We start from the raw sequence: 15,766 nt of genomic DNA, 5'->3' as shown, positions 1-15,766 counted from the left end.
TGTTTGATTATTTTTTTGCAACACTAAGTTAAGTGAATCCTCTGACATGGCAAAATCCTGAGCAACTTTTTGTTGCTCAGGTACTTAAAAAAAATATTTTATAATAGTGTTGCGGAATTAAGGTATATGACAGTGAACGTCTCCACGGTGTCGAAGGGGGCATTGACGAAGGCGGGAGGAACTCCTTCTAATCCTAATAACGATGGTGCCGGCTGGGGCGAGGACGGCAACGGTTTCTTGGAAGAGTTCGATGGCGCTAATGAGGGTAAGGTGTATGATGTTAATATCTTCTTGGTGAAATATGACGGTAATACATTTGACTCTAACCCCTTGGACTTCTTTAATGATGACGTAAATAAAAGTTTAGAGATTGCCGGACAGGGTTGGTATGAATCTAAGACCGGTGTTGATCCGAGTGGAGGTGGCGAGCCTAATCATGACAGTGCCGGAAAAGTGACGATGAAGGTGACGATGAATGAGGAGCTGACAACAGAAGGACATACGTATCAAGTCTTTACAGTAGTTAATGCCGGAAATAGAATAGAGGGTATTACTACTTTGGGTGACTTACGAGACAGAGAAACTTTAAAGGATTTATGGACTGGCACTAATCAGGTTTCGAAAGCGGATCACTTCATTATGTCTACGCACAAGATGAAAGGCGTAGATGGCATAGGGAATTCGCTTGTTCACATTTCCGTGGAAAATACAGATGAGACGAAACCGGCGGCAACAACCGTATTCGTGGAGCGTATGGCCGCACGTATCGACTTGGGATATGCTGCTGTATTAGAGACAGATAAAATACTCGAAAGTTCTCCGGTAAAGAATAAAGGCTCATTCAAATTGACGGGTTACAAGGTCGTGAACCAATGGAAGGGTAACAGCTACGTGTTTAAGCAGGTCTCTCCTAAAGCGGATAAGAACTTTGGCGAAGGGTCAAGTTTAGCGGATGCGATGACTGGAAGTTATACTAAAAAAGGTAATGACTTTAAATATTGGGGTGATGAAGTATGGTCTATGACGGCGCTAAATAATCCGGGTGGCTTTTATAATTATGTGCTGGATCCGTCGATCAGCAAAAAAGAGGTACCTACGGGGGAAGGCAATAATCCTTGGGCTCAATTCAAGGACTCTTATATCAACTATTTTAATCCGGAAAACAAAGACTTAAATAGGGTTGAGAATATGGCTAAGATTCCTGATGCTAATACTGAAGCTTTTTATAAAGGATTGAATGATAGAATATATTACCCCGTCGTGTACACCAAGGAGAACACGTTGGATCGTGAGGCGCAAGTAAATGGTTATTCTACCGGCGTTATTTTCGAGTCTGAGTTTATGCCAGATGGTGATAATTTTAAAGTCAGTTTCTATAATCAAGAAACGGGTTCTATTGAGTCTGTTCCTTTAGATGACAATAAAACATTCCTTTTGGCAGTCCATAAGAACAGTGTGGGTGCGACTGTCCGTTCTGTCTATAAAGATCTTCCGTCTGTTGCCGCTTGCGCATTTAATTTGGAAGAGGGTTCGGATCCTAATTTATTGAAAGGCTTAATTAAAGGCTGGAATGAGGTAACATTACCGAAATTTGCTGATGTACAAAAGGCGATTAATACCATGTCTGATCAGAACGGATTTGAGATCGCGTTTAAGAAATATCTTAGTGACATGATTAAGGGCGAAACAAACTGGACTGATGGGCTAAAAAAGTGCCTATGCTATTTTGAATTTAGAAATGAACAAAATGAGAAAGACGGTGGTCATCTCCCTGATACCTACACTGATCCGAATGATTTCACCCCGGATCAGATCGGTAATTTGTACCAATTCTACAACGTTTCCTTATACAAAGGCGGAAAGAGCTATTACAAGTTCTGGATCCGTCATAACGATAACGGGAACGATGGTATGATGGGCGTGATGGAGTTCTGTATCGTGCGTAACAACGTGTACCAATTGTACGTGACGGGTGTGCGTGGCTTAGGTGACCCGCTGCCTTACACGCCGGGTAAGGATACGCCGGACAAACCGGATGAGACGGATGATGTTACCATCGACGTCACCATCTACGTGAAAGATTGGGTGAAACGCACGAACAAAGACATCATTATTTAACCCTACCCCTCCGGGGGATTCCTACGATGGGCATTGTAAGCTCCTTACGATGCCCATCCAAGCCACCTTACGATGCCCATCATAAGAACCTTATAATGGGCATCATGGTTTACCTCCATCCCCGGTAGTACGGGCGGAGGATTACTGTGTATCTTAATAAAATGATTATGAACCGTTTATTTCATACCTGCAAACAGTTGATTGGCGTAGCTGCCTTGTCCGTGGGGCTATACGCTTGCGATTGGATACACGACGACTCGCTGCCGCTTTGCGAGTTCCGCCTGTATTTCAAGTACGACTATAATATGAAATTCGCCGACGCTTTCCAGCATGAGGTAGACTTCGTTACGCTCTTCTTCTGCGACCAAGAAGGGAACTTCCTCTTCCAGCGGCGGATCGAGAAAAGCGAGCTGGACGAGCGGAACTCCATCGCCCTCGACATGGAGCCGGGTACCTATCAGGTAGTCACTTGGGCCGGGCTGGACAAGGGCAGTTACGCATGGAACGATCCCGCCGAGGCGTCGCGGGCTGTCGAGAGGGCGCAAGACGTCAAGGTACGTACCTTGCGCGAGGACGATACGACACAACCCAACGAGCTGCACCCGCTTTGGCATAGCCTCGATACCTTCACCGTGACGCGCGACATGCCCGAGGAGAAGGTGATCAGCCTCGCCAAGAATACCAACAAGCTACGTGTCGTGCTGCAAAACGTGATGGGGGAGGACATGGACGTGAATAACTTCTCCTTCCGGATCGTGGCCGACAACGGGTATATGGATTACGACAATTCCCTGCTGCAAGATCCCACCATCCACTACCTGCCTTATTATACGGAGAACGTGGAGCTGGGAGCCGACCCGACTCCCGGCGCTACCGTGGGCGGGCAATACGTGGCCGTGGCCGAGATGAACACCATGCGCCTGATGGCGGGTCGCAACTACCGCCTCATCATCCGTCATCACGGATGGGAGAAGGATGTGCTGAACGTGAACCTCAACGATTACCTCCTTCTCACCAAGATGGAGGGGCACCGTATCTCCCCGCAGGAGTATCTGGACCGGCAGGATGAGTACTCGATCATCTTCTTCCTTACGCCGAAGGTATGCCCCGATTGCCCGGATAAGCCTACGCCTCCGGATCCGCCGGGACCGGACAATCCTGACAACCCGGATAATCCTGACAACCCTGACAACCCGGATAATCCCGATGGGCCTGATCCGGAAGACCCTACGATCGTGGGGTACGCCTGCTTCAAGATACAGGTGAAAGACTGGGTGATCCGTATCAACGATGGTATATTGTAAACTGAGATTTATTAAATAGCGCGAATGATGAGACGTTATACCCTATATAACCAATTGATGGCGGTCGCCGCCGGTCTTTGCCTCTGCTGGCTCTGCGTAGCCTGCGGCGAAGACCGGGGGGGCGATCTCCCCGACGACGACCCGAACAGTTGTGTCGTGACCATCACCCTGCGGACTTCCCGCTCGGCACGACCACCGCAAACGAAAGCCGGCGAGACAATTACTTGGGAAGATGATGATGAATACGAGCGAGACATCACGGACTGGCTGGTGGTGGCGTATGATGATGAGAACGCTGAATTGGCCAGATATACATCTAGCAATGGTACGTGGACGCCGGATATCGCTGATTCTGATTCTCGTACGGAGGTAGAGATGAAGTTGCCTCTCGGCAAATACTCTTTTTATGCGTTCGCCAATTTGCAGTCGCTGGAAGATGGTACATCGTTGTATCAAAAAATTACCGGGGCACATTCCTTGGCGGAACTGTCGGAGGTGAAGATATTGGACTCGGGAACGAGTATCGATACAAGGAATGAGGAGAAAAAGGGTAAATTCGGAGGCGAGGAAGCGTCTCGAAAGCGCATCCCCATGAGCAGCTACGCCCAGGAGTATACGCTGAAACCCGCTCCGGCAGAGAACAAATTCGAGATTCCCTTGATCCGCATGATCGGCAAGGTACAAGTGAAGATAACTAACAACTTAGACAAACCTATAACCGTAAAACAATTGGACATCATGAACCTCCGCAAGGGAAGCCTGCCGATCTGGCTCTTGCCTTGGGGAAATAACAAGTATTTGGAGACTGCCGGAGAAGGTGGTGCGGAGCGACTGGCCCCGAATCTTCCGACTGGAGAGACGGTAGAGGAAACGGATTTATTTAAAGAGGAGATCATCCCTTCCGAAGCGAATCAAGAGGTACCTGCGAAGATCAAGGACGGTGCGGAAGGCCACAACATAAAGACTTATACCCGCTACATCCCCGAAGGCAACGCGGGGGCGAAAGAGATCCTGCTGGGTGTCGATATCGAAGGCCGTCCTCGCACGGAGCATACCACGAGCTTCGGTTTCGTGCGCCGCAACGACCTGCTGATTATCCCGGTCTTGATAACCAACATCACGACAAAATTGGAAGTAGCCGAGCAACGCCTCCCCATCGGAGTCTACCCGACCGCCTTGGTCTATGGTGAGAAGACGGGCGTGCAGATCCTGACACCTGTAGAACACACCCTGCAAGCCGCCGGCGACTTGTCGATCCGTTTCGAGATATCCAACATAGATGGCGTGACAGGAGATTTCTCCATCAAGGGCTATGAGGTAAATGAGGGGGGAAATGTTGCGACAGAGAAGTACAGTTCCGTCAGCTGGGAGAATGCCAGTGCGGATAAACCGCTAATCACGGCCATAAACGTAGACGGAACGAGCTTTGAGACGGATGCGGAATTGGATATTCCCGAAGCCGCGCTTACGGGACAAGGCGGTCTGAAGAAAGCCGGCTCTTTCACGATCCGTACCCAAGAACTGGGCGGAGAAGCGGATGCCACGGTCGTCCTCACACTCGTGATAAAATACGGCGAGAACATGGAGCAAGAGATGCAAATCCCTTACACCATTCAAATAAGAAACTACGAAAAACAACAACAACCATAATATAACAACAACAAACTAAGAAAGGAGGACCTGACGGATGAAACCATCAATCAACCTACGATATAAATCCCTGTTATTAACTTGCTTGCTGATCCTGTCCGCCGGTGCGGTTGCGCCGGCGTGGGGGCAGACGTACACAATCAATTATAAGAATGGTTCACCCCAAACCGATATTACAGAACGTGTGGATACGGTGTATATAGCGGACGGGGAAGCGAGGGAGTTGTTTATTCCGGAGTTGAGAAGTGTTCATCTATCAGAGTATGATTGGTATGTCCGTTGGTATCGATTGGATGGTGAAACCTTGACAAAGGATAATATAAAAGGTAATGATGTAAATCCTATGGATGATGGTTCTTTTGTGGAGGGAGGTTCCTTAGAACCGAACAAGTATCCTACTTGTTTACGGGATGCAGGAACTTCTCTTTTTTGGTATAAAGGTTTTGCCACAGGCAAAAATGTACCGGGAGCGTCTACGATTGAATATCAAGTACAGACGGTGAAAGACGATGTTGTTTTTTGTGATGTGAGCCAAAATACAGATTATAATGATAAAAACATAGCTTCCAAGGAATTTACAGAACCAACCCTTTCCGTACGCTATAAGTTCGTTATTCGTCCGGCTAAGGAGATCGCTGAGCGAATAAAAGCTTCCGGAGCGAATGATATGATTCCTTTTATTAAAGAGGATATATACGTTCCTGAAAACAGCAAGACGATCAATATACAATTGGGCCAAATTGCCAATAACTATGCGTGGTACGATGATGATAATAGAACTATTGTGCAGGGAGATTATTACCAATATCGCAAAGATGGAGGGACATGGACAAATATTGAATCGGGAGATAAACTTCATTGGAAGCAGATGATAAGTTCGATAGAGGTAAACACGGATTTTGTGAAGTATGATGTGCGGGCGATAAGTGCAAGTGGCAAGAAGAGTCCTGTGCTAGCTCAATACAAGCTTATCCCCGGTGATTATGGTTTTATGTTGCAGTCGGGGCAAGAAATATCCGATGATACAAGACGTAACCCGGATAATCATCCGGATCTTTATGAGAGAATCGGGCATATAAATTTCGACCGGGGTGATACTATATCCGTAGATGAGTTAAACTCGGAGAACAATATAGCACCGATTGGTTTTCCAGAAAGCGGGAAATGGTTGGATTTGGGAATTACAGAGTATGCCCCGTATGATTATAAGAATCACATCATAGAAAATAATCTTAAACCCCTGCAAAATCAATATGGATTATTTCGTACTGCGAATATAGAGGGAATATCAACGAATAATGAATCAATTGCTAACAGAAAATATCGTTGGATTATGCTCCTTGGTAGCTCTCCTAGTAAAGAAGGAATCTACGATCGGACTTATTATAATACGGGAAAAAAATCATTAGGCTATTTCTTTTATGTAGATGCAGCGAATTTGCCGGGACGCTTGGTGAAAATGGAATTGGATGGTACGATATGCCAGCATACTGGTATTCTGGTTAATTTTTGGGTGAATGATATGACTCTTTCCTCCGCTAGAAGTACTCTTCCTCCTAATATTAATATGAATTTTATCGGAGTGAAGAAGGGGGAGGATGGTAAAGAGGTTGAAGTCATTTTACACCGTTTTTCTTCGGGAAATGCGCTCCAAGATTCAATTGTAAATGGGGGATCTTGGACAAATCGTAACATCGGCAAATGGCAACAATTAATGTACACCTTCTCTGTGCCCGAATCGCTTGTTGGTTATGAAAAATATTATCTGGAAGTACAAAACAACACCCTTCACTCTAACGGTGCGGACTACGCCATCGATGGTCTGCGTATCTACCGCACCAAGCCCAAGATCGACGTGAAACGAGTAGACGTGTGTTCTTCTGCCAACCTGACCGTTTCTACGGAATATGAGCTTTTGCTTCAGAATATGGGCTGGAGCATTCAACCGGATGCGTTGGCTACCATTAAAGATAGAATGAAAGACGGTGTTACGGAAGACTCAAAGCATATATGGAAATACCGCTATGGTTTGATGGGGAGTGATCCGAAGAAAAGAAAAGAGAGTCTTAATGAAACGATTGGAAACGTTTATGTCGGAGCTACCGATAAAAAGGAAACCGGGGATATAGACAAGCCTGAAGACTGGATTACATTGAAGACGGATTTGAAGGACTATGCGAATGAGAACTATAACAATCGAAGCAAAGTGTATCGTATCATCGTTCCGACAGAGAAAGGGTTAAATCATGATGGATTTCAAGGTCTGACAAGTTATGAGACCGCAATGCATCGGCAGATTGTTGTCAACCTACGTATGATCAATGATTTCTTATACGATGCCAAGAGCAACGTTTGGAATGCGGATATAGACACACTCGTTACAAAAAAATATGGTGGACTATACGAGGATAAGGCAGCCTATATCAACTATTTGACAGAGGGTTTGAAAACACTTTGTCAAAAACAAAATTGGGACTATATCGTACCGGATCCGCAAAATATTAATATAGATGCGGTCATAAACGGCTATGAGATATATGAACAATTGATACGAGCCGTATGTTCGGTGATGGGTATCTCTCGTCCTCGTGTGCCTTGGTGGGATGCGGAAAATACAAATATCATCCAGTTGGGTGCCATTGATGTGAATAAGACGGAGCTGAAATATAAAGGTGAGAAACCATACGGAAGCGGGACGCAGGTAGAGCCTGCTTCCGGCAAGTATGATGTGGTGATATTTAGTGCGGCCGCAACAGTGACTAGTGATGAAGTGGTGAATTTCCCGAATGCCTATGCGGGATATGGCTTCGACGATCCTTGCCTTCTGACGATTCCTTTCACCGTACTCCCATCCGTTACGATCGTGGCAAATACCAAGACCCAGTTCCCGGAGGGTGCGATCGCTTGCGAGGGACGGATCAGCGTGATTGAAAAGGCTACCGTGTTGGTGGAAGAAGTAGGTGACGACAATAATTCACTTGGGGTAACAGATGAGTTTGAAAAAGTTTTCCCTGATGTTCCATATACATTCGATTGGTTCTTGGGAGATTCGTCGGCTTTTGCAACTCTTGACGGAAAGCTGGGGTTAACGGATATATTGCGCTCTTATAGAGATGAGCTTAAGGGTTCTGAAGCTTCTGCGGATGGTTTGATTCGGTACTGCGAAGAAAACTACAAGGAAGAGGTAACCCGACAATTGAAGGAATTGCTTTTAGGTGATGTAGACAACGAGCCACGATTAGTGATTGGTGGTGAGTATGGAAAAGCAGAGTTCCGCTGGACAGAAAAGGTGGTGGCGATTCCTTACTTGCCTGATGATCATGAGGATGAAAAGGGACGTATATGGCTCTTTTGTAATGAGCCTCACGAATTAACAATGGAAGCCGCTCCCGCTCCGACACTACTTGCCGGTTTCCCGGACGTGAAGTACCCGGAAGGAATGGAACATTATCCCCATGTACCTCTGCGTATCGGCTTGCCGAATATCATGGAGGGAAGCATAACGGATATTCCCATTCAAGGAGAAGGCTTGACAATGGGTATGAAAGGATCTAACCAATTGGGTAAGCCCAACGGTGACGCTACGACTATATTCTTGCGGCAAGGGCAGATTTATACAGAGGTAGGTGATTTGACGGCTTTGTTTGCGAAAGCTAAAAGTGAAAAAGATTATGGCGGCGGATTATTCTCGATGACCTTTAATAAGGATGCTTATAAAGAATTCGCCGAAGGCCAAATCTATTCACTCTATATTCCATTTGGTGAATATAAGGACGAAGCTTTCGTAAAAGGCTCTTGCGAGGGATATGCCACATTGCTTGTCAAGATCGTACCGGAATACTTGACTTGGACGGGAAAGAACACCGGTGAGGATGCTGAGGCATGGTATAATGATGCGAACTGGCAGCAGTCCACGGAAGGGGATTTGTATATAGATCAAACGGGAGAAAGCGAAAAGGATGCCAACGGTAATGATCTTGTGACTGCCGCCTTCGCCCCGCTTCATTTCACCCGTATCACGATCCCGGGAGGGCAGACGCTGGAATTGGAAGACTTGAAAGAGGATAAGAATTTACTGCAAGGAATTGATACGACATCTAAAACAAAGGCTACCCAATATATCCAATATGATATGGCGATAAATAAGAATGATAAAGGACTTATCGTAGCTCCGTACTATATAAATAAGGTAAAGGCTATCTATTTCAAACCCGAGGCGCAGTTACGCCGTCAGCAACTCCTGACGTACGACACCGCCCGCGTGGAATTCGAGATGACACCTAATGCGAAATATTGGATGGCATCGCCCTTGCAAAGCGTATTCGCCGGCGATATGTACACCGTGAAGAACACGGGCCGTCAGAACACCAATGCTTTCGCCGATATCACCTACAGCACGGCTGACAACGACCGCCAAGCTCCTGCCTTCTACCAGAAAGCCTGGGACAAGGCGATCACGATGTACGTGCCGAAGGATGGAGCAGATCAAACAGTTTCTTTTCCGGATAGTGATTTGGATACAACTCATTACGAGGTAGTCCAATCCAATTGGAGCCGTGAATACAACGATGTGAACGTCCCTTATGCGTTAGGAAAGGGATTCTATGCCAGCGTAGAAAAGAAGAATGCGGGTGCTTTGAATGGAAATGTCTTGGTACGCCTGCCGAAAGCGGATGACTCTTACGACTATGAACCGTGGAAACCGGAGACGAAAAACGCTACATTGAGAGCCGCCATGACCAAAGCCCCGACTTTAGCGGAACGGATCAATGCCGGCAAGCTGGCGGATAACGAGCCTATCGAGGTGGTATTGACAGATGCGAATGGAACGGAAGAATGGTGGAATACGGATAATGGAACCGTCCGTGTCATTGCTGATGGCGACGGTAAGCACTTCCTGCTGGGTAATCCGTATATGTATCCGTTGGATATCGCTCGTTTCTTGAAAGGGAATGAGACTATCTTAGCGCAAAAATATTGGACATTGGATACGAAGATTGGAGAGGGGCTTGTTGTCGGTACGCCTGATGTGGCATGGGAAAATGGAGATACTGATGCTACTTCTGGAGCCGTTATCGCCCCCATGCAGGCCTTCTTTGTAGAGCTGAAAGATGCGGCCAAAACGAAAGCGGAAGGTACGACAACCGGTGCCGATCTGAAGGTCGTTCATTTCGATCCCTCCATGATGCAAGGAGAGCCGGAGAAGGTCTCTTCTTCCTTGCGTACCGCTACGGCCAAGAACCCGGTATTGAGGCTGACGGCGGAGCGGGATGCATATCGTAGCACGGCCTTGCTGACGCGGCAGGATGATGCTACGAACAGCTATGAGGCAGATAAGGATGCCGTAATCTTGCTGGATACGGAACTGGAGGAGATCCCGCAGGTGTACACTATCGCCGGGACTCGTGCCGTGGGTGTGAACGTAGTACGACGGATCGACCAAGTGCCCCTTGGCGTATATGCCGGCGAGGGTAAGGGCGAGGTTACACTGACGATAGAGGGTATCGGCGATTGGGCGGAGACGCTTTACCTGTACGATGCCGTGACCCGTAAAAGTACGGAGCTGTCGGACAATACGTATACCTTGCGTTTGGACGGTAGCAGCCATGGACGTTACTTCCTAAGTGCGGGCTCGCCTACCGGTAATGAGGGGGTAGACAACGTAGAATCTATCTCTGTCTATTCCGCCGTATCGGGTAGGGTAGTGGCCAGTGCTAGCGAGGCGTTGAAGCGGATACAGGTGTTTACGCCGATGGGTCGTTTGGTACGTACTTTATATCCCGCTCGTCCGACTTATACGTTCGATCTCCCGGCAGGCATCTACATCATCCGTGCGGAGATCGCCCACGACCAGAAGACGGTGAAGCTGCGGGTTCAATAAGCAGCTTCTACCACTCCATCTCTAATATGGATTACACGGTCTGTATTTGTAGCCAGTTGTTCGTCATGCGTCACGATGACGAACGTCTGGTTCATCTGGTCCCTCAATTCAAAAAAGAGTGCGTGCAACTCTTCCTTGTTCTTGGTATCGAGGCTTCCGGAAGGCTCGTCGGCTAGGATGACCGCCGGGTTGTTGATAAGCGCACGGGCTACCGCTACCCGTTGTTTCTCTCCACCGGATAACTCGGCAGGCTTGTGTGCCATGCGATCGGAGAGTTTTAGGAAGTCCAGCATCTCTTTCGCCCGCTTCTCGGCCACGGCCGATTTCTCCTTGGCGATCAGTGCCGGGATCATCACGTTTTCCAAGGCCGTGAACTCCGGCAGTAATTGATGGAACTGGAAGACGAAGCCGATATTCCGGTTGCGGAAAGCCGCCAGTTCCTTATCGCCCAATCGTCTTGTCTCCGTGCCATTGATAACCAGTCGCCCACTATCCGGTGCGTCGAGCGTGCCGATGATTTGCAACAAAGTTGTCTTACCCGCCCCGCTGGGGCCTACGATAGCGACAACCTCGCCCTTGTTTATCGTGAGGTCGATGCCTTTCAATACTTGTAAGGCACCGAAACTTTTCGTTATTCCTTTGGTTTGTATCATATCAAGTTTCTTAGGACGTGCGAGGCAAGGAAACAACCGAACGTGGCCGGCATATAAGAGACCGTTCCCGTGGTCGTACGTTTACATGTTTCGTTTTCAACTTCGATCACGGCGTCCGGATCGGCGAACTCGGTGGAAAATACGACGGGAATCCCCTTGCTTACGCCTAGAGGACGCAACCGTTTCCGCACCGCTTTCGCAAGGGCGCAATTGATTGTCTTGGAGATATCCGCAATCCGTACCAAGGACGGGTCTACCTTAGCGCCCGCCCCCATGGAGGACACGATGGGTATCTTATGGATATAAGCCTGGTACATGAGGAATACTTTGGGACTTAGGGAATCGATGGCATCTACCACGAAATCGAGAGGGGCCGATAGGAGTACCTCCTCCGTCCGTTCGTCTCGCAGGAATTCATTTAGGACGGTTAGTTGCAACTGGGGATTGATATCGAGCAAACGCTTGGCTACGACCTCGGCTTTCGGCATCCCTAGGGTGGAATGAAGGGCGGGCAATTGGCGGTTGATATTACTCTCGTTTACCGTATCGGCGTCTATGATTGTCATCTTTCCTACTCCGGCCCGGCAAATCTGCTCGGCGGCATAAGCTCCCACACCTCCTAACCCAACTACCAATACATGGCTACGGGATAAGCGCTCCATACGCTCGGCTCCAAACAAAAGTTCCGTCCGTGTATTCCAATTGTAACTCATTTATATACTTTTGAGGACAAAAGTAATCAATTGTTCCGGTTCCTCCAATACTTGCTTTTATCCGAAAGCTTTGTGTCTTGTTACTGCACGGGCGTTGCAGTATTACTGCATCAGCCTTGCAGTACCACTGCAACCCGGGTTGCAGTGGGTGGATTGCGTCAGATGGGTTGAATATGAAAGACCGATCCTCCGTCGGAGGCCAGCGGAAGGGTGATTTTATCCCTGTAGGTGATCTCCTTAACCTCTTTTACGAGTTTGTTCGAGTCTATATTCGTATCTTCAGCATCTTTATAGATCGTTATCTTATATTTCTTGTCCTTATCCAAGAACTTGAGGTCTACATCGATACTGCGTGCTTGGCTGTTATTGATCGTACCGACAAACCAATCCTCTCCCTTTTTGCGGGCGATCGTTACGTATTCATTGACGGAAGCGTTCGGAACGACTGTTTGGTCCCAAGTCGTAGGCACGGCTTTCAGGAACTCGAATCCCGGTTGTCCCTCGTAAGCCTCCGGCGTATCGCAAATCATGCCGAGATAGCTCTCTAATACCACGTACATCGCTAACATATGGCAACGGGTACTCATTACGTAAGGGTTACGTTCTTGGTTCTTGAACTTATCCCTTGGCAAAGAGCGGAAACCTCCTAAATGATAATCAGTCGCTCCCGCTAACAAACGGGTAAAAGGCATATGGATGTCATGATCCGCATCGGTATCCTTATCCCATTTGCAATGCTCATAATTAAGCGTACCCTCGCGGGTGAACTCATTGGGATAGGTACGGTTCAATCCAGACGGCTTGCAAGCTCCGTGGAATTGCACGAATAGATGATGCTTGGCCGCCTTCGCCAAGAACTCTTCTTGGATGCGGATCATCTCCTGATCGTCTCGATCCATGAAATCGATCATCATACCGGCGATTCCCCATTTCTCGAATTGGGCGAAAGCCTCGTCTATCTTCGCGTACAGAGGTTTCCAGTTGGTCCATAAATGGATACGTACGCCTTGGCTCTTGGCGTAATCGCAAATCTCCTGCATATTGAGGCTCGGAACGACTTTCAAGATGTCCGCTTTCGGGCCCGGAGAACCGAATCCGGCTCCATCCTCGTCATACCAAGCTTGCTTGGCGTTCCCGTAGATCGAGTGATAATCCAATCCGTTACGGGCTACGAAATCAATGTAATATTTATTCGTGGGGAAATTGTTTCCGCCAAGGAAAGTCGTATCCGGAACGACATTCCCGTTCCACCACGTAAAAGTAGTCTTACCCGGCTTAATCCAAGACGTATCCTCTATCTTACAAGGCTCATTGAGATTCGTAAGGATATTGGACGCTATCAAGGAACCGATTTGATCGCTGATCATCAAGACCCGCCAAGGAGATTGATGGGGTAGGGATGCCTCTACCTTGATACGTTCTTGTCCCAGTTTAGGTGATAGTTTCCCGAGAAGAGCCCCGTTTTCTTTCCATAGGTACATACCGGCGTAATCACGAACCGCCGCCTCGGTAATCGCCATATAAACATGGTTCGGGAAAGAGAACAGGGCGGGCATATCCATCAATCGTTTATTATCCATGTCGGTATAATCCGTGACCGTATATTTACCTTCGTGGGAACTTTGGTAGTTGGGGAGGAATAAAGTGGTTACGTTCGGGTTACTTTGTAGGTTGAAGGTGGTTCCCTCGTCATACATGATATACGAATCCCATCCTTTTTGCTTCGGAAACTCATAGCGGAAGGCGATACCGTCATTGAAAGCCCTTACGACCAGATTAATCTTGCGGAAAGGTTGAACGGTTTCCTCTAGCGGGATGATTACCTCTTTGGAAAGGCTATGTATATGTTTCGCCTTGCCGACGATCAGTTCATAGGTCTCTTCTTTCGTGCTGAACACGGGTTTGTTGATCTTTACATTTTCCCCGAACGCCCCATTATCGAAAGTCAACGTTAGCGGAGAGTCTTGGATCAGGGTTTGTTTATTAAACGCTACGCTGTATACCGGGCTATTCTTATCCAAAGCCAAGGAAAACTTGATCTTTCCGTTTGGAGAAGCCAACCGCACGCTTTTATTCGCATATAAAGAGTGAGCGCAAAGTATAAAAAATGCCAGAACGAGGTAGATTGATTCTTTTTTCATGGATGATAATTTTATAGGCCAAAGATATACATATTTATTTTGTACGGTTTAACTGCTTCAACAATTCCTTAAGACTGACGGTCTCATTCTTGACCAATGGTTTTGCCCAATAGGAAATACTCAAGATATAGCCCAGCGTGATAAATAGGAAAAACATGGAATAGCGCAACCCGATCAGATCTCCAAGTCCCCCAATGATAAACGGAATCAACGCCCCTCCAAAAATACCCGTACACAAGATACCGGAAAAAGCCCCATGATGCTTATCCACGGAGTTAAGGGCTAAGGCGAATATCACCGAAAACATGATCGAGATCGAGAAGCCGCAACAAGCGAAAGCGATAATCGCTACTTGCGTAGGACCGAAGAGCGCTATCGCTAAATTAAGGATCGCTATCATCGAGAAGATACGTAACATCAGCTTTGAGTCGATTAACTTAACGATCACCAATCCCAACAAGCAGCCGATGGACATCAATCCCCAGAACCAAGCAACCGTAGTAGCCCCGGCTCCTTCCGGGCTGACCCCATGATACATATTCAAGAAAAGGCTCATCCAATTCGCCAATCCTTGCTCGGTTCCCACATAAGCGATAATCCCTAAGAAATAGAATATAACTTGTTTTTGCCTGAGCAATTCCTTATAATTCTGTACCGTTCCCGCCTTCTCATCTTCCTTTAATTCTACTTTCGGGAATTTGACATAAGAGATAACCACTAACATGATGACAAAAACAATCGTAAAGATAAAATAGAGCGAGCTCCAAGGTAAGCTCTCCGGCGTTATCCCTTTGAGGAAACGGATGAAGAAGTCGTTTGCCGAATCCTCACCGGTTAATTTCCGCATAAGTCCGGCCAAGACGAACGGGCTCATGAAAGAAGCGGCCCCGAATACGATCTGGGCCAATACCTGATTAAAGGCATATTTTTTCTCTCCACCCGCCTCACGCATCAAAGGCAATATGATCACCTGTAGCATCGCCATGCCCAGACCGATAGCGAAAAGGGAAGTTAATACGATAGGGTAGGTCGGGAATATGACGAAAAGCCCCGCACCCAAAAACGCCAGACTGAAAGCGATCAATAAGGAAATCTTTCCCCCGAAACGCTCGATGATCATTCCTGCCGGGATCGACATGATGCCATATGCCAAGAAAAACGAGAACGGTAAGAATGCGGCCAATGTCAGGCTCAGCCCAAAACTATCGATAATCATCGGTAGCATAGGGCCTAATATATTGGTAACAAAAGAAATGACAAACCAAATACACAAGATGAGGAGTACGATCCAATTATTCTTATTCAT

General features: G+C 47.3%; 8 protein-coding genes. 4 read left to right on the top strand and 4 right to left on the bottom strand.

Annotated elements, in window-relative coordinates:
- Positions 1-126: 126 nt before the first annotated feature.
- The 4 genes from NBH16_RS20805 (at position 127) to NBH16_RS20790 (ending at position 10,953) form a co-directional block, all read left to right on the top strand.
- Positions 127-2,118: an Mfa1 fimbrilin C-terminal domain-containing protein gene (locus NBH16_RS20805; RefSeq protein ID WP_250789021.1), complete on the top strand. Its 1,992-nt coding sequence runs from the start codon at positions 127-129 to the stop codon at positions 2,116-2,118.
- Between the two features lie 167 nt (positions 2,119-2,285).
- Complete coding sequence (locus NBH16_RS20800) at positions 2,286-3,422, top strand: FimB/Mfa2 family fimbrial subunit (protein ID WP_122379033.1); 1,137 nt, start codon at positions 2,286-2,288, stop codon at positions 3,420-3,422.
- A gap of 24 nt (positions 3,423-3,446) precedes the next feature.
- Positions 3,447-5,072, top strand: a complete 1,626-nt coding sequence (locus NBH16_RS20795; RefSeq protein ID WP_250789020.1) for a hypothetical protein — start codon at positions 3,447-3,449, stop codon at positions 5,070-5,072.
- Positions 5,073-5,109: 37 nt separating this feature from the next.
- Positions 5,110-10,953, top strand: a complete 5,844-nt coding sequence (locus NBH16_RS20790; protein WP_250789019.1) for a hypothetical protein — start codon at positions 5,110-5,112, stop codon at positions 10,951-10,953.
- Here NBH16_RS20790 and NBH16_RS20785 read toward each other — a convergent pair.
- The 4 genes from NBH16_RS20785 to NBH16_RS20770 form a co-directional block, all read right to left on the bottom strand.
- Positions 10,947-11,606 (bottom strand): ABC transporter ATP-binding protein, encoded by a 660-nt coding sequence (locus tag NBH16_RS20785; RefSeq protein ID WP_122144391.1) that lies wholly within the window; start codon positions 11,604-11,606, stop codon positions 10,947-10,949. The two genes, NBH16_RS20790 and NBH16_RS20785, sit on opposite strands and share 7 nt — an antisense overlap.
- Positions 11,603-12,319, bottom strand: a complete 717-nt coding sequence (locus NBH16_RS20780) for a tRNA threonylcarbamoyladenosine dehydratase (protein ID WP_036611158.1) — start codon at positions 12,317-12,319, stop codon at positions 11,603-11,605. The genes NBH16_RS20785 and NBH16_RS20780 overlap by 4 nt, the downstream gene beginning before the upstream one ends.
- Positions 12,320-12,477: 158 nt before the next feature.
- Positions 12,478-14,460, bottom strand: coding sequence for a glycoside hydrolase family 97 protein (locus tag NBH16_RS20775; RefSeq protein WP_250789018.1), 1,983 nt, complete (start codon positions 14,458-14,460; stop codon positions 12,478-12,480).
- 34 nt (positions 14,461-14,494) lie between these two features.
- Positions 14,495-15,766, bottom strand: a complete 1,272-nt coding sequence (locus NBH16_RS20770) for an MFS transporter (RefSeq protein ID WP_087345046.1) — start codon at positions 15,764-15,766, stop codon at positions 14,495-14,497.

Source organism: Parabacteroides sp. Y3-G-102, from assembly GCF_023656845.1.
In the GTDB taxonomy this organism is placed as follows: Bacteria; Bacteroidota; Bacteroidia; order Bacteroidales; family Tannerellaceae; genus Parabacteroides; species Parabacteroides distasonis.
Note: the sequence above shows the minus strand (reverse complement) of the source record. Positions and strands in the feature narration are given on the sequence as shown.